Annotated in this window: 21 protein-coding genes, 1 other RNA gene and 1 pseudogene; 11 read left to right on the top strand and 12 right to left on the bottom strand. The window is 63.2% G+C overall.

The window, feature by feature from the left end:
* Positions 1 to 101 precede the first annotated feature (101 nt).
* From L6Q67_RS12400 to L6Q67_RS12365, 9 genes and pseudogenes are all read left to right on the top strand, one after another.
* Entirely contained in the window at positions 102 to 830 is a 729-nt protein-coding gene (locus L6Q67_RS12400; RefSeq protein ID WP_296569740.1) for an OmpA family protein, read from the top strand.
* A 71-nt stretch (positions 831 to 901) separates the two neighbouring features.
* Positions 902 to 2,221 carry a TRZ/ATZ family hydrolase gene (locus L6Q67_RS12395; protein ID WP_296569738.1) on the top strand — a complete coding sequence of 440 codons (1,320 nt, stop codon included), beginning with the start codon at positions 902 to 904 and terminating at the stop codon, positions 2,219 to 2,221.
* A gap of 89 nt (positions 2,222 to 2,310) precedes the next feature.
* Positions 2,311 to 3,042: an OmpA family protein gene (locus tag L6Q67_RS12390; RefSeq protein ID WP_296569736.1), complete on the top strand. Its 732-nt coding sequence runs from the start codon at positions 2,311 to 2,313 to the stop codon at positions 3,040 to 3,042.
* A gap of 130 nt (positions 3,043 to 3,172) precedes the next feature.
* Positions 3,173 to 3,868 carry a bifunctional 2-polyprenyl-6-hydroxyphenol methylase/3-demethylubiquinol 3-O-methyltransferase UbiG gene (gene ubiG, locus L6Q67_RS12385; RefSeq protein ID WP_296569735.1) on the top strand — a complete coding sequence of 232 codons (696 nt, stop codon included), beginning with the start codon at positions 3,173 to 3,175 and terminating at the stop codon, positions 3,866 to 3,868.
* Positions 3,861 to 4,520, top strand: a complete 660-nt coding sequence (locus L6Q67_RS12380) for an HAD family hydrolase (RefSeq protein WP_296569733.1) — start codon at positions 3,861 to 3,863, stop codon at positions 4,518 to 4,520. The genes ubiG and L6Q67_RS12380 overlap by 8 nt, the downstream gene beginning before the upstream one ends.
* A 56-nt stretch (positions 4,521 to 4,576) precedes the next feature.
* Positions 4,577 to 4,942, top strand: a transfer-messenger RNA (tmRNA) gene (gene ssrA / locus L6Q67_RS12375).
* 269 nt (positions 4,943 to 5,211) lie between these two features.
* Positions 5,212 to 5,286: pseudogene (locus L6Q67_RS24565) on the top strand (hypothetical protein); the annotation flags it as partial.
* A 174-nt stretch (positions 5,287 to 5,460) separates the two neighbouring features.
* A complete protein-coding gene (locus L6Q67_RS12370) occupies positions 5,461 to 5,790 on the top strand; it encodes a hypothetical protein (RefSeq protein WP_296569732.1) in 330 nt (109 codons plus the stop codon).
* Positions 5,791 to 5,837: 47 nt separating this feature from the next.
* Positions 5,838 to 6,143: a hypothetical protein gene (locus tag L6Q67_RS12365; protein WP_296569731.1), complete on the top strand. Its 306-nt coding sequence runs from the start codon at positions 5,838 to 5,840 to the stop codon at positions 6,141 to 6,143.
* Positions 6,144 to 6,286: 143 nt separating this feature from the next.
* Here the strand turns inward: L6Q67_RS12365 and L6Q67_RS12360 are convergent, their stop codons facing one another.
* The 12 genes from L6Q67_RS12360 to L6Q67_RS12310 form a co-directional block, all read right to left on the bottom strand.
* Positions 6,287 to 7,909 (bottom strand): methyl-accepting chemotaxis protein, encoded by a 1,623-nt coding sequence (locus tag L6Q67_RS12360; RefSeq protein WP_296569729.1) that lies wholly within the window; start codon positions 7,907 to 7,909, stop codon positions 6,287 to 6,289.
* A gap of 312 nt (positions 7,910 to 8,221) precedes the next feature.
* A complete protein-coding gene (locus tag L6Q67_RS24560; RefSeq protein ID WP_367171640.1) occupies positions 8,222 to 8,692 on the bottom strand; it encodes a DUF4124 domain-containing protein in 471 nt (156 codons plus the stop codon).
* Positions 8,693 to 8,716: 24 nt separating this feature from the next.
* The gene (locus tag L6Q67_RS12355) at positions 8,717 to 8,851 is read right to left on the bottom strand and encodes a hypothetical protein (protein ID WP_296569727.1); all 135 of its coding nucleotides are present in this window, start codon (positions 8,849 to 8,851) and stop codon (positions 8,717 to 8,719) included.
* Between the two features lie 457 nt (positions 8,852 to 9,308).
* Entirely contained in the window at positions 9,309 to 9,686 is a 378-nt protein-coding gene (locus L6Q67_RS12350; protein ID WP_296569724.1) for a DUF192 domain-containing protein, read from the bottom strand.
* A gap of 137 nt (positions 9,687 to 9,823) precedes the next feature.
* Positions 9,824 to 10,474 (bottom strand): rRNA large subunit pseudouridine synthase E, encoded by a 651-nt coding sequence (locus tag L6Q67_RS12345; protein ID WP_296569722.1) that lies wholly within the window; start codon positions 10,472 to 10,474, stop codon positions 9,824 to 9,826.
* A gap of 66 nt (positions 10,475 to 10,540) precedes the next feature.
* Positions 10,541 to 11,713 (bottom strand): fatty acid desaturase, encoded by a 1,173-nt coding sequence (locus L6Q67_RS12340; RefSeq protein ID WP_296569720.1) that lies wholly within the window; start codon positions 11,711 to 11,713, stop codon positions 10,541 to 10,543.
* A gap of 106 nt (positions 11,714 to 11,819) precedes the next feature.
* On the bottom strand, positions 11,820 to 13,151 hold the full coding sequence (locus L6Q67_RS12335) for a mechanosensitive ion channel domain-containing protein (protein ID WP_296569718.1): 1,332 nt from the start codon (positions 13,149 to 13,151) through the stop codon (positions 11,820 to 11,822).
* Entirely contained in the window at positions 13,117 to 13,746 is a 630-nt protein-coding gene (locus L6Q67_RS12330) for a phospholipase D family protein (RefSeq protein WP_296569805.1), read from the bottom strand. The genes L6Q67_RS12335 and L6Q67_RS12330 overlap by 35 nt, the downstream gene beginning before the upstream one ends.
* Positions 13,746 to 15,005 carry an RsmB/NOP family class I SAM-dependent RNA methyltransferase gene (locus L6Q67_RS12325; protein WP_296569717.1) on the bottom strand — a complete coding sequence of 420 codons (1,260 nt, stop codon included), beginning with the start codon at positions 15,003 to 15,005 and terminating at the stop codon, positions 13,746 to 13,748. Before L6Q67_RS12325 ends, L6Q67_RS12330 begins: the two co-directional genes overlap by 1 nt.
* Positions 15,006 to 15,066: 61 nt before the next feature.
* The gene (locus L6Q67_RS12320) at positions 15,067 to 16,173 is read right to left on the bottom strand and encodes a DUF3108 domain-containing protein (protein WP_296569715.1); all 1,107 of its coding nucleotides are present in this window, start codon (positions 16,171 to 16,173) and stop codon (positions 15,067 to 15,069) included.
* 7 nt (positions 16,174 to 16,180) lie between these two features.
* Positions 16,181 to 16,825 (bottom strand): phosphoribosylglycinamide formyltransferase, encoded by a 645-nt coding sequence (gene purN / locus L6Q67_RS12315; protein ID WP_296569713.1) that lies wholly within the window; start codon positions 16,823 to 16,825, stop codon positions 16,181 to 16,183.
* A 7-nt stretch (positions 16,826 to 16,832) separates the two neighbouring features.
* On the bottom strand, positions 16,833 to 17,480 hold the full coding sequence (locus L6Q67_RS12310) for a DedA family protein (protein WP_296569711.1): 648 nt from the start codon (positions 17,478 to 17,480) through the stop codon (positions 16,833 to 16,835).
* Between L6Q67_RS12310 and L6Q67_RS12305 the strand changes: the two genes are divergently transcribed.
* Together L6Q67_RS12305 and L6Q67_RS12300 are read left to right on the top strand one after the other, a co-directional pair.
* Positions 17,463 to 17,630, top strand: a complete 168-nt coding sequence (locus L6Q67_RS12305) for a hypothetical protein (protein ID WP_296569710.1) — start codon at positions 17,463 to 17,465, stop codon at positions 17,628 to 17,630. The genes L6Q67_RS12310 and L6Q67_RS12305 overlap by 18 nt on opposite strands.
* Before the next feature lie 197 nt (positions 17,631 to 17,827).
* Positions 17,828 to 18,808 carry a glycosyltransferase family 2 protein gene (locus L6Q67_RS12300; RefSeq protein ID WP_296569707.1) on the top strand — a complete coding sequence of 327 codons (981 nt, stop codon included), beginning with the start codon at positions 17,828 to 17,830 and terminating at the stop codon, positions 18,806 to 18,808.
* The last annotated feature ends 1 nt before the right edge of the window (position 18,809 follow it).

Raw genomic sequence — 18,809 nt, 5'->3', positions numbered from 1 at the left:
CGGATTGTGATCTCCGCAGCTCATATGCTCTAATCCGCGAGCACCTGAACACCACAAGACGGGCGCCCCGAGCGCCTCACCTTATACTGAGGAGGAACCCGATGACCGCAGCAAACCTCCGTCTGACGACGGCCACCCTTCTGATGATTGCCGGCTTCTCGGCCCTGGCCCAATCCAAGGACATCGTCGTCGACCCGAAGGGTGAAGTCCCCTACGCCATCGATCAGCGCAACGTCGTCGTCAAGAGTGGCGCCGACCTGTGCTGGCGCACCGGCTACTGGACGCCCGGCGCCGCCGGAGAAGCCAAGGCTGGCGCCGTTCCAGTGGCCTGTGAATGCGACAAGGATGTCGTAGGTGCCGACAAGTGCGCCCCGGCCGCCGCAGCCGCGCCGGCTCCTGCCCCGGCCCCGGCCCCCGTGGTTGCCGCTGCTCCCGCGCCCAAGAAGTGCGACTTCAGCATGACCCTCCATACCGACCACACCTTCGCCTTCAACAAGGCCGTGCTGGGCCCCATCGCCAAGAAGAGCCTTGACGACATGATCAGCACCAAGCTCGCCGCCTGTGCTGAAGTGAAATCCGTGATCGTCACCGGCCACACCGATCGTCTGGGCACCCAGTCCTATAACCAGAAACTGTCCGAAAAGCGCGCCGAAGCCGTTCAGGCCTACCTGGTCAGCAAGGGCATCAAGGCCGACCTGATCGACACCATGGGCGCTGGCAAGACCCAGCCGGTCCAGAGCTGCGATGACAAGCTCGGCCGCAAGAAGCTGATCGAATGCCTGGCCCCGAACCGCCGCGTCACCCTGGACGTCAAGGGCCCCGCCAAGTAAGCTTCAACGCATCCCTGCCCCTGAAAAACCCCGCCACCCGGCGGGGTTTTTCATATACGGACACCCGCCCCATGACGCCTATCCCCATCGATCTGCTGATCGAAGCCCGATACATCATCCCGGTCGAGCCGTACGACACCACCCTTGAGCACCACAGCATCGCCGTCCGAGGCGGGCGCATAGAGGCGATCCTCGCCACGGACCAGGCCCGAAGCCGCTTCAAGGCCGTCGAAACCGTCAGCCTCCCGGAACACATCCTCACCCCCGGGCTGGTCAATCTGCACTGCCACGCCGCCATGACCCTGATGCGCGGCCTGGCCGACGACCTGCCCCTGATGCGCTGGCTGCAGGAAGCCATCTGGCCCGCCGAGACACGCCACGTCTCCCATGCGTTCGTCCGTGACGGCAGCCTGCTGGCCGGCGCAGAGATGCTGCGCGGCGGCATCACCACCTGCAACGACATGTACTTCTTCCCGCAGGCCAGCGCCGAAGCCTTCGACCGCCTTGGCATGCGTGCGGCCGTCGGCATCACCGTCATCGACTTTCCATCCCAGTACGCATCCGATGCCGACGACTACCTGCACAAAGGGCTCGCTGCCTTCGAATCCTGGCGCGATCACCCGCTGATCAACTTCACCCTCGCTCCCCACGCTCCCTACACAGTCTCCAATGTCAGCTTCGAGCGCATCGGCACCCTCGCCGACGAACTGGAGCTGCCCATCCACATTCACATCCACGAAACTGACAGCGAGATACACGACAGCCTGCGTGACTTCGGCCAACGCCCCATCGCACGATTGGACAGCCTGGGGCTGCTGGGCCCTGGCCTGATCGGCGTCCACGCAGTCCACCTGTCCGACGACGACATCGACCGCCTGGCTCTACACCGCTGCGCCATCGCCCACTGCCCGACCTCCAACATGAAACTCGCCAGCGGCGCAGCCCCCGTCACCCGGTTGCTCGAGCGCGGCCTTCCGGTCGGCCTGGGCAGCGACGGCGCCGCCAGCAACAACCGTCTCGATCTGTGGCGTGAAATGCTCCAGGCCAGCCTTCTTGCCAAGCTCGGCACGGGTGACGCATCATCCCTCCCGGCCCATGCTGCCCTGCGCATGGCAACCCTTGACGGAGCCCGAGCCCTGGGCATGGACGACCACATCGGCTCCCTCCTCCCCGGCAAGGCGGCCGACCTCTGCGCCCTGCGCATCGATTCACCAGACAGCCTGCCCCTCTTCGATGCGGCCTCGCATCTGGTTTATGTGCTCGGAAGACACGAGGTTTCCGACGTCTGGATCAATGGCCAGCAGCGCGTGAGGGGTAGCGAACTGTTGCAAATATCCAACACCGAACTATTGAGCATCGCCCGCCTATGGCAGAATAAGCTCCGCCAATGAATTGGATATGCTGCCTGAGTTCATAGTGCACTTTGGCAGCCTGGATGAATCTTCCGGTTCTACCCCTTTGCCTTGCGACGAGGAAAACGATGATCAAACAAGCCAAAAAACAACTGCTGATGGCCGCCGCACTTGCCGCTCTCGGCCTGTCCGCCTCCGCCAGCTTCGCCAAAGATGTCGTCGTCGATACGAAAGGCGAAGTGCCTTACGTGATCGACTCCCGCGCTGTTGTGGCCCGCAGCGGTCACGACCTGTGCTGGCGCACCGGCTACTGGACCCCGGCCGCCGCAGCCAACACCATGGCCGGTGAATTCCCCGTCGGCTGCGAATGCGACAAGGACGTCGTTCCCCAAGAAAAGTGTGTGAAGGCTGCCGCCGCCGCTCCCGCCGCTGGTTCCAAGGCCGCTCCGCTGGCTGCCCCGGCTCTGGTTGCCGAGAAGATCAAGCTGGCCGCTGATGCGCTGTTCGAATTCGACAAGGCTGTCCTGCTGCCCGCCGGCAAGGCCAAGCTTGACGATCTGGCCGCCAAGTCCAAGAGCGTGAAGCTGGAAGTCATCCTGGCCGTTGGCCACACCGACCGTATCGGTGGCGACGCCTACAACCAGAAGCTGTCCGAGAAGCGCGCTGCTGCCGTCAAGGACTACCTGGTCGGCAAGGGTGTTGAAGCCAACCGCGTTTACACCGAAGGCAAGGGCGAGAAGCAGCCCGTGACCGGCGACAAGTGCAAAAACCTCGGCAAGGATTCCGGCAAGAACAAGAAGCTGGTCGAGTGCCTGCAGCCGGACCGTCGCGTGGAAATCGAAGTGATCGGCACCAAGTAATCGCCGACATCAAGTTTCCCGTCAGTCCTCAAAAAGCCCTGCCCTGCAGGGCTTTTTGTTTTTCCGCAGACCAGGCTCTCGCCCTACAATCTCAGCCTGCCATCCCGAATACTCGATTACGTCTCAAGCCATGAACGCCGATCCCGCCGAACTGCAAAAATTCAGTGACCTCGCCCACCGCTGGTGGGACCCCGAATCCGAGTTCAAGCCCCTGCATCAGATCAACCCCCTGCGGCTCGACTGGATCGACAACACCGTCGGACTTAGCGGCAAGAAGGTGGTGGACATTGGTTGCGGCGGCGGCATCCTGGCCGAATCCATGGCAGCCCGCGGCGCCGAGGTGACCGGTGTGGACCTCTCGGAAAAAGCCCTTGGCGTTGCCCGCCTGCACCTCTACGAAAGCGGCCAGACCGTCAATTATCGGCATATCTCGGCCGAAGATCTCGCCCAAGAATCCCCCGCGAGCTTCGATGTCGTGACCTGCATGGAAATGCTTGAGCACGTTCCCGATCCGGCCAGCACCATCCGGGCATGTGCAAGCCTGGTCAAGCCTGGCGGAAAGGTCTTCTTTTCCACACTGAATCGCAACCTCAAGGCCTACCTCCTGGCCGTGGTCGGCGCAGAGTACGTATTGAACCTCCTACCCAAGGGCACCCACGAGTACGCCAAGTTCATCAAACCCTCCGAACTCTCCCGTTACGTGCGAGAAGCCGGGCTGGACGTCGAGGAACTGCGCGGCATGAGCTACAACCCGCTGACCAAGGTCTATGCACTGGGCCGCGACACCGATGTGAACTACCTGATGTGCACATCGCGGAATGCCTGAAGCTGTCTTCTTCGACCTCGACGGGACGCTGGCTGACACGGCACCCGATCTGGCTGGCGCCCTCAACCGCCTGCAATCTGAGCACGGACTGGCGCCAAGCCCGCTGGAGCAACTGCGTCCCCAGGTTTCAAACGGCGTACGTGGCATGCTCAGCGTCGGCTTCGGAGTCGCCCCCAAGGCCCCGTCCTACCCGGCGCTGGCCGAACGCTTTCTGCATCTCTACACCAGCGCACTGTGCGTCGAAACACAGCTCTTCGCCGGTATCGACGAACTCCTCTCCCATCTCGACGACTCGGGGATAGCCTGGGGCATCGTCACCAACAAAGCTGAACGCTTTGCGCGCCCGCTGATCGACGCCCTCGGCCTCACCTCACGCTGCGCATGTATCGTCGGCGGCGACACCGCCGCCCGTCCCAAGCCCTTCGCCGACCCCTTGCTCCACGCCTGCTCAACAACAGGCGTCATGCCGGCGAAGTGCCTCTACATCGGCGACGACATTCGTGACATCCAGGCCGGCAAGGCGGCCGGCATGCGTACGATCGCCGCAGCCTACGGATACCTGGGAAGTTCGCCCCCCATCCCCTCCTGGAGTGCCGATGCCGTCATCGGACACCCACTCGAGCTGCTCCCGCTACTGGAAACACACGGATAGCGTGCTATCATCGCTCACGTGATCAGACAAAATTCTGGACACAGCAGTAATCACAAGGGGCCGACTTGGCTTCGACGTGGGTTGCAAAGCAGATCAGGGCATACCGAGGACCAGTTACCTCGTAAATCCACTGGAAAATCTACAAACGCCAACGACGAGCGTTTCGCTCTGGCCGCTTAAGGCCTAAGCCACTGCACTGACAGGTCTCCTGGGTCAGATGGGGTAAAACCCGCCGCAGTGTCATTTACAGGGACTAGCAATGAATCGGGTTACTTGGTTCAACGCGAAACTCAAGGTGACTCGCTTGTGGTCGGCCTGCCGATTGGCTAAACCACGGGTTAAACCCAAATAGGTCGGCTAAGTATGTAGAACTGACTGTAGAGGACTTGCGGACGGGGGTTCGATTCCCCCCGGCTCCACCAGAATCGAGTCCGGGATGTTCCGGAGAAGGCCGAGAAACCTAGCAAAATCAGGGTTCTCGGCCTTTTTACGTCCACAGTGTTCCGGACAGGGCTATTGCAAGCCGGCGATTCTTGGGGACATCATTGGGGGAATGGATGCCCCACACAGATTGAATGCCCCTAGATCCCGCTTCCATCAAGGCTTTCCGCCCGCGCGGTAAAACCTACAAGGTGACGGACGGGCTTGGGCTCTATCTCGACGTCCCCCCAACGGTGCGAAGTACTGGCGCCTGTGCTACCGATGGGCCGGCAAGCAAAACACGCTCTCTTGTGGCGTGTATCCGGAAACCGGTCTTGAGGCCGCGCGGGAACGGCGCGATGCCGCGAGAACCCTTCTTGCTGACGGCGTAGATCCGAGTACCCACGCGGGCGGCCTGACAGAGCAGCACTGCCGCGCCTGCTCCGACAGGAGGAAAACCGGGTTCCCTTACCCGGCCGGCGCGGCACTTTTCACAAGAAAAATGCCGAAGGGGGCATTAATGATCGATCCGGAAGAGGAGCGGGAGCGCTTCATTTCCATTCGGGAGTTGGTTGCGGCAATAGCTGCAGCAACGGGAAAGACCGAACAGCAGGCCGCTGCAATGCTATGCGCCACACTTCGCAAGTCTCCGCCAGGCTGGGATCGACTGGCGTTCTATGAATGGAGCCCTGCTTGGGGATGTACGCCGATCAGCAGTCAACTCGGCTCCCTCGATGGGAAAGTCCACCTTCGGCTCGAAGGATGGGCAACAACCGGAAGCACACAAAAGACGTTTGCGGAGATCATGGACGATGACGACATCCTTCTGATGACATTCTTGACCATGTAGGCTTTCTCCTCGCCGACATCATCCCCCTTCTCGAGTCGGCCGGGATCTTGATTGATGGGCTCACCGACTTTCCCTCCCAGACTGTCAACCCACCACCGAAGCCCTTGCCCCCTCCAGACATCCTGCCGTTTGTGCCGAAGGTGACCCTGACCGCCGATCAGGCCGGCGCGATGTACCGGGCAATCACCAGCGTCACCGCCACGCTGGGCCTTGCAGCGAATCACCTCACCCTGCTGGCAGCGGATCGGAAGGACCTGGCCGTGCTGTCGACCAATGACATGGAAACGCTGCTGGCCGGCGCCCTCCAGCTGGCGGAGATGGCGCGGGCGGAACGGGAGGGACTGCACGGCTGAGGGCGTGTCCACCGAGACGGCGCGGTAGGGCAACTACAGCCGATTAGACACTGGGCGTGCACGAAGCCGGATGGCTTGGCGGCAAACGATCCCAAGTGGTGAGCGTCCGGCGCCCTGGCGCCGGAGCTTCTGCAGATCGCTCGCTACACGCGGAAACGCGCAACACTCCTGCGGAGGGCATCGGAGACGCCTTGCAGCTCCCCTGCGGTCTGGGCCACCTCTCCGACTGTGAGGGCGTTGCGCTCTGACATCTGCGCGATCGCTTCCACGTTGTTGGCCAGTTCCGTGGAGGCGCCTCGCTGCTCGTTGAGCGCATCGGAGATGCTCGAGATCGTTGCCTGCATGACCGTCGCGGAAGATTCGATCTCGTTCATGGAGTCGCTGGCCTTGCGCGCTGCCGCGACCACTTCATCCACCAGATCCTTGCTGGCTTGCATGCCCGACATGGCATCGTCGGCTCCCTTCTGAATCTCCCCGACAACACTGCTGATCTCATGAACGGAGTTTGTCGTTCGCTCTGCGAGCTTACGCACCTCATCCGCCACCACTGCAAAGCCGCGCCCCTGCTCACCGGCACGGGCCGCTTCGATGGCTGCGTTTAGGGCGAGCAGATTGGTCTGGTCGGCGACTTCACGGATGACGACGGTGATCTGGTCGATTTTTTGGACTCTCTCAGCCAGTCGTTGCATCTGCTCGGCCGTCTCGGATACTCGGTTGGCAACCTGGCCGATGTGGTCCGTTGCCCGATTGACCTCGCCACAACTGGTGGAGGCCTGAGTCTCGGCCTGTGAGGCTCGGACATGGGCCTCGTCGGCGCTGCTGCCTACGTGATCGATGCTCACCGTCAGTTCCTCAACGGCAGCAGCCGCGGCAGCCGTCGCGGAGGACTGCTGTTCCGTACTGACAGATACCTCCCGGGCCGCGTTCGAGAGCCGGCCGGAGGAGTGTGCAACATCCTCCGCCTCCTTGACGATTTCCCGGATCGTGCTGGAGAGATCCCGTTGCATCTGCTCCAAGGCGACAAGTAGCTCTCCTATCTCATCCCCTCCAGCACCGTTGATACCCGACGAAGTGCGCTGGGAGGAAAAATCTCCTTGAGCGACTTTCTGCGCTACTTTATTTGCTTCGGCAATGCGTTGCCGGATGGATCGAATGGTGACGAATGCGAACGTGACCGTGCTCGCCAACACGGCTAGCAGGAGCACAGCTGAGATCATAGCGGCACGGCTCTTTTCATCGCGGGCCTTTTCTGCCCCCTGCAAGCCAAGCTTCTCGTTGTACGCGAGGTGCGCCTGAATGGCGGCCTGCGCCTCCTTTGCAAGGGGGGTGAGCGTCAGGAGAGCCTTCTGGGCTTCCTCGGTACGCGCGGCAGAGGAGTGCTCGAAGACCTTGTTTGCCCCCTGCATGTAAGCGCTGGTGGTTGCAGTGACAACGCCCAGCAATCGCCGATCCTCATCATCGGCAAGCAGCGGCTCATATTCCTTCAGAGCCTCTTGAAGCAGCCTCTCATCTTCACGGATGGACCTGAGCGCCTCATTCTTCGCCCCGGGATCAACGAGCAGTACATGGCGGTACGCACTCACTCGAATGTCGCTGAGGCGGCTTTGGGCCTTGTAGAGAACCTGCATGCTTGGCACGGTATTGTCGTTGCCAAAGTTTGCGGCGTCGAAGACGAGTGAGGCCTGCCGGAAGTTAACCCCAGCGACGAGCAGGATGCCCACCATGGATATGGCAACAAGCAGCAATAGACGCTTTGCAATCGACATACTTCCCTCCCTATGGATTTTAATCTGTAACCCGCTAACGGCCGGGCATCCGCAGGCTTGATGAGTGTTACAAATCTGTCGACGGCCTTGCGCGAAGCCCATTTTTCTCTTGCAGAAATACGTCCAACTGGCGGCACATCGAACAGCGTCTATGGCTCGCATTCAAACGCGAATCGCCCCCGTTTCAGCACTGGAGTCCTAGAGCAAGACCGGGGCTCCACACACATTCGGCGGTACTGGGATCGAACCAGTAGCGCCTAGCATCGCAAGCGTTTCCCCCATCGCCGGCATGAATACCCCCGACGCGCCCACCTACCTTCGCGACTGGTAGCTCCTGTTCCCGCCCGAGGTAATCGTGTAGTGCCCCCCTCTCGGGCCCACGTAGACCGTACTGCTCCCGCCATAGCTGCTTCCTCCGGAGATGTAGCCGATGCCGCCGCCCCGCGACCTCGAAGCCAACTCGGCAGCCCGTGCTGCAGCTGCTTGGGGATTGTCGTAGCTGAGGTCTTCGAAGTGCCCATCCAATGATCTGGCAGGCGTGGTGAGCTTGCTGCCCACCATGGGGGCAACCGTCACAGCTTGGCTACTGGACGATGAGCCATAAGCCCATCCGGGGGACGCTCCCTGGTTCGCGGGCCTCACTGAGATGGCTTTCCCCGTTCCTTCAGGACAAGGAGCATCGGAGTACACAACCTTGCCGGCCTCGACGCACTTGTAGACCTCAGCGCCGGCAGCATTGGCCGCAAGAAGGCATCCGACAGAGATGATGGTTCTGATCTTCATTTCGCCTCCTGAAGACTCCCTTGGCTACTCGGGAGAACTCACATTGCGACGCAGATCCTCGGCCTTCTCGACGATACCCCCAGGCCCCGCCCAGTCCAGGGCGATGAGCTTGAGGTGGAAGACCTGCGTTTCGCCGGCCACGGTGGTGGCGCGCCACATAGCAGTAGTTGAGAGCTCGGAAATCGGGCCCATACGACGTGCGGGGAATCTAGGGAGCCTTCATCCTAGGAGGCGTGGGAAGCAAGGCGCAATGACGCAGATCACTTGCCAAGGGAGGTGCGCTACCGCGGCCAAAGCCCAGCACGCCCCCCAACCGCTAGCCACCGGTTTCGGCAGGGAGCAGAGGATGAGGCGAGGAAGACCATCTCCAGCCTGGAGGACAAATTGGAAGCAGGTGTAGACTCCTCAAGCGGAATGAGGCTCCCGCGAGGGGTCACATCGAGGCCCCGGGGGCATTTCTTGGGGGCATGCAGAAATATGAAACCCCGACTCACCAAGAACTACAGGCATCTCGGGGCATTTTTTGATAGCCCCCGGCCAATTCAACGTCAAGGGATTGATTTCACTTGATGTTTTTCATTTCCGCCACCATAAGCAGCGAAGCCGTCGCACTGCTTCAGCGTGCAAGGCCTGCCAGGCGCTCCGCGCCTTCGATAGTCTGCCCCGGCTTGACGCCCTTCTGGCGGAACCAGCCCAGGTTCATCTCCAGGGCGAAGCGGGCAGGTTTGGCGGCGCAGTGGTTGTCTTCGGTCTGGGGTTGCATGTCCTCGACGTTGAGGATGCGCCCTTCCTCATCAAGGAAGGCGACGGACAGGGGCAGCAGGGTGTTCTTCATCCACATGCAGTGGCGCTGGGGCTGGGTGAACACAAAGAGCATGCCCTGGTTGGCAGGCATGCTGCGTCGCTGCATCAGCCCGGTCATACGGTTCTCCTGGGTGGAGGCCACCTCGGCCTCGATGCGATACATGCCGATCGACAGTTCGGTGCGGGGCATTGTCGACTGGGCCTGGGCCGGGAGCGTCAACAAGGAGAGTGTGCCGAGAGCAAGGAAGAAAAAGGTGGAACGTGGCAGCGACATGGCAGCAATGATCAGGAAAAACGATATGCGCGAAACTTAGCATGAAACCCGTATCAGCTCTTGCGAGGCGGGCGCCCGTAGAGGGGTGTCGCGTCTCGGCGGAATGAGGACCGCCGCTGCGGGTGAGGAGAGGGCATCGGCGCGGCTGATCGGCCCAAAGGTGCCACAGCGATCTCTCGCCACTCCCCCGGCGCCATCCCGTCAATCGACCATTCCCCAATCCGTACGCGCACGAGTCGCAAGGTGGGGAAGCCCATTTTTGCGGTCATGCGCCTGACCTGCCGGTTCTTGCCTTCCTTCAGCACGATCTCGATCCAGCTCGTGGGGATGGATTTGCGTTCCCGGATCGGTGGATTCCGTGGCCACAGCCATTCCGGTTCGGGCACCAGACGGGCCTGACAGGGCCGGGTCACGAAATCCCCCAGGTCCAGGCCGCCACGCAGCGCAGCCAGGGCAGGCTCGTCGGGCACACCCTCCACCTGGACCAGATAGGTCTTCGCCAGCTTGTGGCGCGGATCGGCAATGCGGGCTTGCAGGGCACCGTCGCCGGTGAGCACGAGCAAGCCCTCGCTATCCGTATCGAGACGCCCCGCCGCATACACACCGGGGACGGGGATGTAGCCCGCCAGCGTCTCGCGGCCGGGCTCACCGGTAAATTGGCACAGGACACCGTAGGGCTTGTTGAACAGGATCAGCGCACTCATTGGGGGGCAGGCTCCATAAACGACAAACCCGCCGAACCGGCGGGTTTGTCGGGGATGCAAACACGCTCAGACGGCGTAACGACGCAGGCGCAGGGAGAAGTCCTCCAGCTGCCGGATGCCGCTCTTCTCGGCCCGGGCGATCCAGTCCTGCAGATCCTGCAGCAGCTGCTCGTGGGTGGCGGTGGAGCGGGCCCACAGGGCGCTCAGCTCCTGGCGCATGGTCACGACGGTCTGCAGCCGGGCGTTGACCTGCAGCAGAGAAGCCAGGCGGGACTTCTCCTCGGGGGCCAGTTCGTTCTCATCGGCAACCAGCCAGCGCCGCAGTTCCTGGACGCTCAGCTTGTCCCCGGACTGGGCTTTGAGGGCCGCGAACTCTTCCTGGGCGATGAGCTTGAGGGATTGCACATAGCGGGTCATGACGTCGTAGCGGCAGGTGATGATGGCCTGCAGCGTGTCGAAGTCAGCCCGGGCTTTGGCGATTCCAAACTTCGGGGTGGGGATGATCTTCTTGACCCGTGCCAGGCCGAGCATTTCGAGAATGCGGATGTACATCCAGCCGATGTCGAACTCGTACCAGCGGGCCGACAGCTTGGCCGACGTGGCAAAGCTGTGATGATTGTTGTGGAGCTCCTCGCCGCCGATCAGGATGCCCCAGGGGAAGAGGTTGGTGGAGGCGTCGGCACAGTTGTAATTGCGATAGCCCCAGAAATGCCCCAGACCGTTGATGACGCCGGCGGCCCAGAAAGGTATCCAGACCATCTGCACACCCCAGATGAGCACGCCGGGCCAGACGCCGAAGAGGAGGATGTCGGCAGCCAGCATGATCACGACACCCATCTTGGGGTAGGCCGAGAGGATGTTCCGCTCCGCCCAGTCGTCAGGAGTTCCATGACCGTAGCGGGCGATGGTTTCCCGGTTGCGGGCTTCCTTGACGTACAGCAGCACCCCGGTCCACAGCACCTTGTTGATGCCATGGATCTGGGGGCTATGGGGATCGTCGGGGGTTTCGCACTTGGCGTGATGCTTGCGGTGAATGGCCGCCCACTCCTTGGTCACCATGCCGGTGCTCAGCCACAACCAGAAACGGAAGAACAGGGCCGGCAGGGGATGCAGGTCGAGGGAGCGATGCGCCTGATGGCGATGCAGGAAGATGGTGACCGATGCGATGGTCACATGCGTCATCGCCAGGGTGGCGACGACATAGCCCCACCAGGGCAGGTCAAGCAATCCGGAAAACATCAGGCCGTAGGTCCTTGTTCTAATGGTGCGCGAATTTTAGTTGAGCCCCCTCCCCAAACCAAGGAAAGTGCTCAAAAATCCGGGCCTTGGCGCCTTCCGGACCGCTCTACTGTGGCTGAACGGAGACAGCACTGCCCAGGTGCTCTATCGGCATGGACGGTGCCGGGTTGAGGACGCGGACCTCCCGCTGGGGAAAGGGGATCTCGATGCCCTCCTCCTTGAAGCGCCGCCAGATCTCCATGTTGATCGCGGAGCGGATGCCCAGCGTCCCCTCGGTCGGGTCGCGGATCCAGAACCCCAGTTGCAGGTTGATGCCACTGTCGGCAAAGGCCTCCAGAAAGGCTCCGGGGCCGGGGTCGTCCATCACCCGAGGCTGCTTGCGGGCCGCCTCGACCATGATCGCCATGGCCTTTTCCAGGTCGGCGGCGTAGCTCACCTGCACAGGCAGGGCGATGCGCACCCGGGGATCGGTGAAGGTTTCGTTCTGCACCACGGCCCCCACCAGGGTCTCATTGGGCACGATGGATTCGATGCCGCTCATGCCCTTGAGCACGGTGTAACGGGTGGTGATCTGGCTGACAATGCCGCGCTCGTTGCCCACCGAGATTAGGTTGCCCATGCGGATGGAGCGGTCCAGCAACAGGATGAAGCCGGACACATAGTTGGCGGCGATCTTCTGCATGCCGAGGCCCAGGCCCACCCCCAGGGCCCCGCCGAACACCGACAGGGCCGTGAGGTCGATACCCACCAGCGGCAGGCCGATGGACACGGCAAGAACAATCAGCAAGGCCTTGGAGAGGCGTGCAAAAACCAGTTTGAGGTTGGCGTCGAGACCCTCCGTGTGCATCAAGCGGGCTTCCACCACACCCGCCAGCCACAGGGCGACGAGCACCGTCAGCATCACCGTCAGCAAGCCCTGCAGCAGCATCCACAAATTGACGCTGGCCTTGCCGACGGGGAAGCTGATCTGCTCCAGCCCGTCGATGACGGCCGGCAACACCCCGACAATGTGCAGGGCCACCACCGCCCAGGCACCAAAGGCGAAGAAGCGCTCGAAGGAGGCCAGCCAGCCAGCCCGGGGAAAGGCGCGCTTGAGAGCATGCACGGTCAACCTGATCACCGCCATCGCCATCAACAGGGGCACGGCCAGCTTGAGCAGATTGACGTGATGCCACTTGTCGAGGGTGACCCGGGCCAGCGTCACCAGCAGCAGGGCCGAGAGGGGGAAGACCACCCGGCGCACCCCCTCCTCACTCGCCCCACGCAAATACTCCGGGTTGGTCGACTGGCGCTGGCGCAGCACGGCCCTGATCTGACGGGCGATCAGCCCGGCAATCAGCAGGCATACGGCCAGCACTCCCACCTGCCAGAAAATGGCGGGTTTCTGGACGTCGTCCCACAGTTCAATCAGCAGGTGCGCGATCTGGTTCTCTTCCATCCTCTTTCCTTTTCCGTCCGGGCAGTTCGTCGAGACTGTGCAGCAATTGCGCTTCGGCCTTGTGACGCCGCCAGTTGCCCAGATAGGCCCTGACCAGCGCCGGATTGCCGCGCAGGATCAGCAGGTTTTCAGCATTGGCCACCCGCGCCGAGCGGGTGAAGTTGTACGACCCGGTCGCCACAGCCCCGCGCACCGTTGCCGGGTCGAAAAGCATGAGCTTGTTGTGAGCAATGTTGTGGCGCGTCTCCACCCACACCGGAACGCCGGCTGCCATGAAGTCGGGCAGCCTGCTGGCCGATGCCGGGCGATTGCTTTCCGCATCGAGCATCACCTCCACACGCACCCCGCGGCGGTGGGCGGCAATCAGGGCACGGGCCAGGGGCTTGCTGGTGAATAGATAGGCCTGGACCAGGATCTGTTCCCGGGAATCGTCGATGGCCTTCAGCAAGGCGGCCTCCGCATCGCCCCACGGCGAGAAGACCACCTCCACCGTTCCGGTTGCCACCACGTTGACGGGCGCTTCCGGTGCCAGCGCCCCGACCGGGGCGGCCACGGCCAGCGCCAGGCCGGCCAGCAGCCACCGCCAGCGCAGCATCAAGCCTTGCGCTCGAGCACGGCGGCAAAGAAGCCGTCGGTATCGTGGGCGAGCGGAGTCAGGCGGAGCTGCTCGCCACAATCGACAGCGATGCCCTGCTTGGCCAGCACCTCCTGGGCATTGACCAGCGCAAAACCCTCATTGGCCGCCAGGAAAGCGGCGACGATGGCTTCGTTCTCTTCGACCAGCAGGCTGCAGGTGGCGTACACCAGGCGGCCGCCCGGCTTGACCAGACGGGCAGCGCTGGCGAGGATCGCCGCCTGCTTGACGGTCAGCTCGGCCAGGGCCTCGGGGCTCTGGCGCCATTTGAGGTCCGGGTTGCGGCGCAGGGTGCCAAGGCCGCTGCACGGCGCGTCCACCAGCACCCGGTCGATCTTGCCGGACAGGCGCTTGACCCGCGGGTCGTTCTCGCTGGCGATGACCACCGGGTGGATGTTGGACAGGCCGGAGCGGGCCATCCGCGGCTTGAGCTTGGAGAGGCGCTTGTCGGACACATCGAAGGCATACAGGCGGCCGCTGTTGCGCATCAGGGCCCCCAGCAGCAGGGTCTTGCCGCCGGCACCGGCGCAGAAGTCGACCACCATCTCGCCGCGCTTGGGCTGCAGCAGGTAGCCCAGCAACTGGCTGCCCTCGTCCTGCACCTCAAAGCTGCCATCGAGGAACAGGGGATGCTTCTGCAGCGCAGGCTTGCCTTCGAGACGCACGGCGGTGGGAGAGAACTTGCCCGGCGCACAGGCGATACCGTCGGCCTTGAGGCGTTCGACGAGGGCATCCCTGTCCATCTTCAGGGTGTTGGCACGCAGGTCGAGGGGCGCCGGCCGGTTGAGGCTCTGGGCCAGCGCCACGACCTGCTCAGCGCTCAGGGTGGCGAGCAGACGCTCGGCCAGCCAGTCGGGCAGATCGGCCGACTCGGCCAGGGTCAGCTCACCGCTCTCGCGGCCCTTGATCTCGGTGAAGAAGTCCGTGTCACGGCCATGCAGGCCGTCACCCAGCTGACGCAGGGTGGTGCCTTCGACACGGGCCAGCCAGGCCAGCACCAGGTGGCGGGTCGATGCCTCGGGGCCGCACAGCCGCTCCAGGGTGCGCTTGCGCCGAAGCACCCCATACACGGCTTCGGCCACGAAGGCCCGATCCCGCGCACCAAGCTCACGCAGATCCCGGAAGTAACGGGACAGCACCGAGTCGGCGGGGTAATCAAAGCGCAGCACGGAGCGGAGGGCCTGGCTGGCGGACTGGATCTGGGCGGGGGTAATGGTCATGTGAATCCGATACTGGAAAAAACGGCCGGACGCCACTGCGCCCGGCAAACTGTCTGTACTGCTACTGGGGCGTGGCCCGTTTGCCCAGGTCTACGCCGGTGGCAACCTGGTCGAGCACATCGCCATTCTTGTCCGTGATCTTGAGGCGCACCGGCAGGTTGGCGTAATCCCGGGCCAACCAGATGTCGATCTTCAGCTCACCGCGATGCCCGGTGCTGCCGAGATGGTAGGCGGAAACACGCCCCGCCGGCACCTCGATCTCTTCGATGCCAAGATTCTCGATCACCGAACGCACCGCACTCTTGCCGGTCACCACCAGCAACTCGGCCTTCAGCGGCCCCTCCGGCTGGAGGGACAGGTGGTGCATCAGGGACAGTACGTCCTGGTCCCCTTCAGCGATCGAGAACTCCCTCCGACGCTCTCCGGCCACCAGCACCACCTTGGCCGACGACCAGTCGAAGTCGGCCCGTTCGCGCATCCGGCCATCCCGTTCGACGGTGAATTTTTCGGGCTGCAGGCCCCGTGGCCCGATCCGGCCCTCGCTGCGCTGGACCATCCGGAAGGGCTTGATCAGGCCCACCAGGCCGGAGGTCTCGATCACGGTCTCCATGGAGTAATGCTCCTGGTCGTGGGTCCAGGCGTGGGTGGTACGGCCGATGATGAAGTTCTGCTCACCGCGGATCACGTTGTACTGGATCTTGCCCGACGCTGCCCAGAGTTCCCCCAGGCTCGGCCCGCTGCCCTTGGCGGGCATCCCACCGGCACCGCCCTTGCCGCTGCCGGCGCTCCCCGCTTCGACTTCCGGGAGAGGGTCGGTGCGCGGGGCGGCGTCCTTGCCCTGTGCATCGTCGCCCGCCAGCGCAGGCTCCGATGCAAGCTGCGCGACCGGCGCCGACGAGGCCTGCGGCTCCGCCGCCTTGACCGGCCTGCGTGGCGGCGGCCGCGGACGGGGTGGCGGCGCATCGCCCAGCACGACACGCTTGTCGTCGGGGTTCTTCAGGGTCGGTTTGGGTAACGGGGTGAGGCGTGCATCCAACGGTGGCAGCACACTGGCCTTCTCGTTGGGAACCTCCCAGGCCGGCCCGAGGAGCACGAACAGATGCACCACCGCCGAAACGGCAATCGCAAAAGCCAGTGTGCGGTCGTAGCGCCGGGTGGCGATGGCCATCGATGGCTCAGGCCTCGACCGGCGGCACCGTCCAGCCATCGGGGCCGGCGGATTCACCCTCCACCCGCACGCCGCCAGTGGCCGTCAGTTGCAGGCGGTCTTCGACGAACCAGCGCACGGCCTGCGGGTAGATGCGGTGCTCCTGCACCAGTACGCGGGCCGCCAGACTGTCCTCGTCATCCTCCGCCAGCACGGGCACAGCAGCCTGGATCACCACCGGACCGCAGTCGAGGGTGGGGGTGACGAAATGCACCGTGGTGCCATGCACCCGCACCCCGGCCTCCAGGGCACGCCGATGGGTGTGCAGCCCCGGGAAGGACGGCAGCAGGCTGGGATGGATGTTGAGCAGACGACCGGCATAGCGACTGACGAAGGCATCGGTCAGCACGCGCATGAAGCCGGCCAGCACCACCAGATCCGGAGACAGTGCGTCGATCTCTCCGGCCAGGGCGGCATCAAAGGTCTCCCTGCTCGGATAGGCCTTGTGATCCACCACCCGCACGGCGATGCCGTGGCGGGCAGCAAAATCAAGACCGCCGGCGTCAGGCCGGTTGGAAATCACCGCAGCAATGCGTGCACCGGGGATCTTCGCCCGGACGATGGCCTCCATGTTGCTGCCACGGCCGGAGATGAGAATGACGATGTTCTTCATGTCGGACTCAGCCGGCAAGCGGTGCACGACGGCTCTTCAGCCAGCCGATGAACACCGGGATCAGCGAGATGGCGATGATCCCGAGGATCACCACCGACAGGTTCTTCTTGACCACCGGCATGTTGCCGAAGCCGTAACCCAGCCAGGTCAGCGAGAAGATCCAGATGCAGCCGCCCAGGAAGTCCAGGGCCACGAAGCGGGCGTAGGTCATGCGCGCCACCCCCGCCACGAAGGGCGCAAAGGTGCGCAGCAGGGGCAGGAAGCGGGCAATGATGATGGTCTTGCCGCCATGGGATTCGAAATAGGAGTGGGTCTTGTCGAAGGCCGCGCGATTGAACAGGCGGGAGTTCTCCCAGCGGAACACCTTCGGCCCGATGGAATGACCGATCCAGTAATTGGTGTTGTCACCCAGCACCGCCGCCAGCAGCAGCACGCCACACAGCACGTAGATGTCCATGCCGCCGGTAGCCGCCAGAGCCCCGGCCACGAAAAGCAGGGAATCGCCGGGCAGGAAGGGAAAGATCACCAGGCCGGTCTCGCAGAAGATGATCAGGAAGAGGATCACGTAGATCCAGGTTCCGTACTGGGCCGTCAGAGCGGCCAGATGGACGTCCAGGTGCAGGATTATGTCGATGAATTGAGTGAGCAGTTCCATTGCCGCGCCGCAAAAAAACAAGACCGCCATGATACCGGAGGGCGCATCCGCACGCTCGCACAGGCTTCGCCGGAACGTGTCGAACCCCACTGCGCCGGCAATCCCGGCTTTTCCACCGAGAAACGTGCCGAACTTGTCAGCAAACAATGACTTGAAGCCATTCGTGACAAATCCGCGTTGTAGCCGGAAGCACGCCTGTGCTACTAATATCGAATAAGGAACTGCCCCGTTCCGGCGCCCCATCGCAGTGCAGCAGGCTGGTCCGGAACAGTGTCCGTCCGGCCCCGCGAGGCGGCAGAACTCCCCTCCCCCTGCCCCCACAGCCCGCCCCCACATGAGGTTCTCGCGTGTCCGTCAGTCTGTCCGTCATCATTCCCTGTTACCGCTCCCAGGCCACCCTGCCCGAACTTCTCCGCCGCCTGGCAAATGCCCTGGATGCGACGAAAAATCCTTTCGAGGTCATTTTTGTTGAAGACTGTGGCGGCGACGACACCTGGCAGGTGATCCAGGAACTCGCCCGCCAGGATGCACGGGTGCGCGGCATCAAGCTGGCCCGCAACTATGGACAGCACAACGCATTGCTGTGCGGCATCCGGGCCGCCCGGGGCGACATCATCGTCACCATCGACGACGATCTGCAGAACCCGCCGGAAGAGATCCACAAGCTGCTCGACAAGCTGCATGAAGGGCATGACGTGGTGTACGGCTCGCCCCAGGCCGAAACCCATGGCTTCCTGCGCAACCAGGCCTCGCGGATCACCAAGCTGGCCCTGCAGGGCACGATGGGGGTCGAGTCGGCGAGCAAGGTAAGCGCCTTCCGCGTGTTCCGCACCCGCCTGCGCAATGCCTTCGAAGCCTACCGCAGCCCCTCGGTCAATATCGACGTCCTGCTCACCTGGGGCACCACGTCCTTCTCGTCGGTCAATGTCCGACAGGATGACCGCCTGATCGGCGACTCGGGCTACAGCCTGAAAAAACTCATCAACCACGCCATCAACATGATGACGGGCTTCTCGGTGCTGCCCCTGCAGATCGCCAGCCTGCTGGGGATCACGTTCGGCGCCCTGGGCATGCTGGTGCTGACCTACGTGGTCGGTCGCTACTTCATCGCCGGCAGTGCCGTACCGGGCTTCACCTTCATCGCCTCCATCGTCGCCATCTTCTCCGGCGTACAGCTCTTTGCCCTGGGCATCTTCGGGGAATACCTGGCGCGCATGCACTTCCGCTCCATGGAGCGCCCGCCCTACACCCTGCTCCACGAAACCCCCCTGGCGGAAGCCACGCCATCCTCCACCGCCATCCCCCCAGTCCATGTCAGCCAGTCCTGAA

The sequence above is a fragment of the Zoogloea sp. genome (genome assembly GCF_023150065.1).
Taxonomy (GTDB): Bacteria; Pseudomonadota; Gammaproteobacteria; order Burkholderiales; family Rhodocyclaceae; genus Zoogloea.
This window is presented reverse-complemented; position numbering and strand designations above follow the sequence as displayed.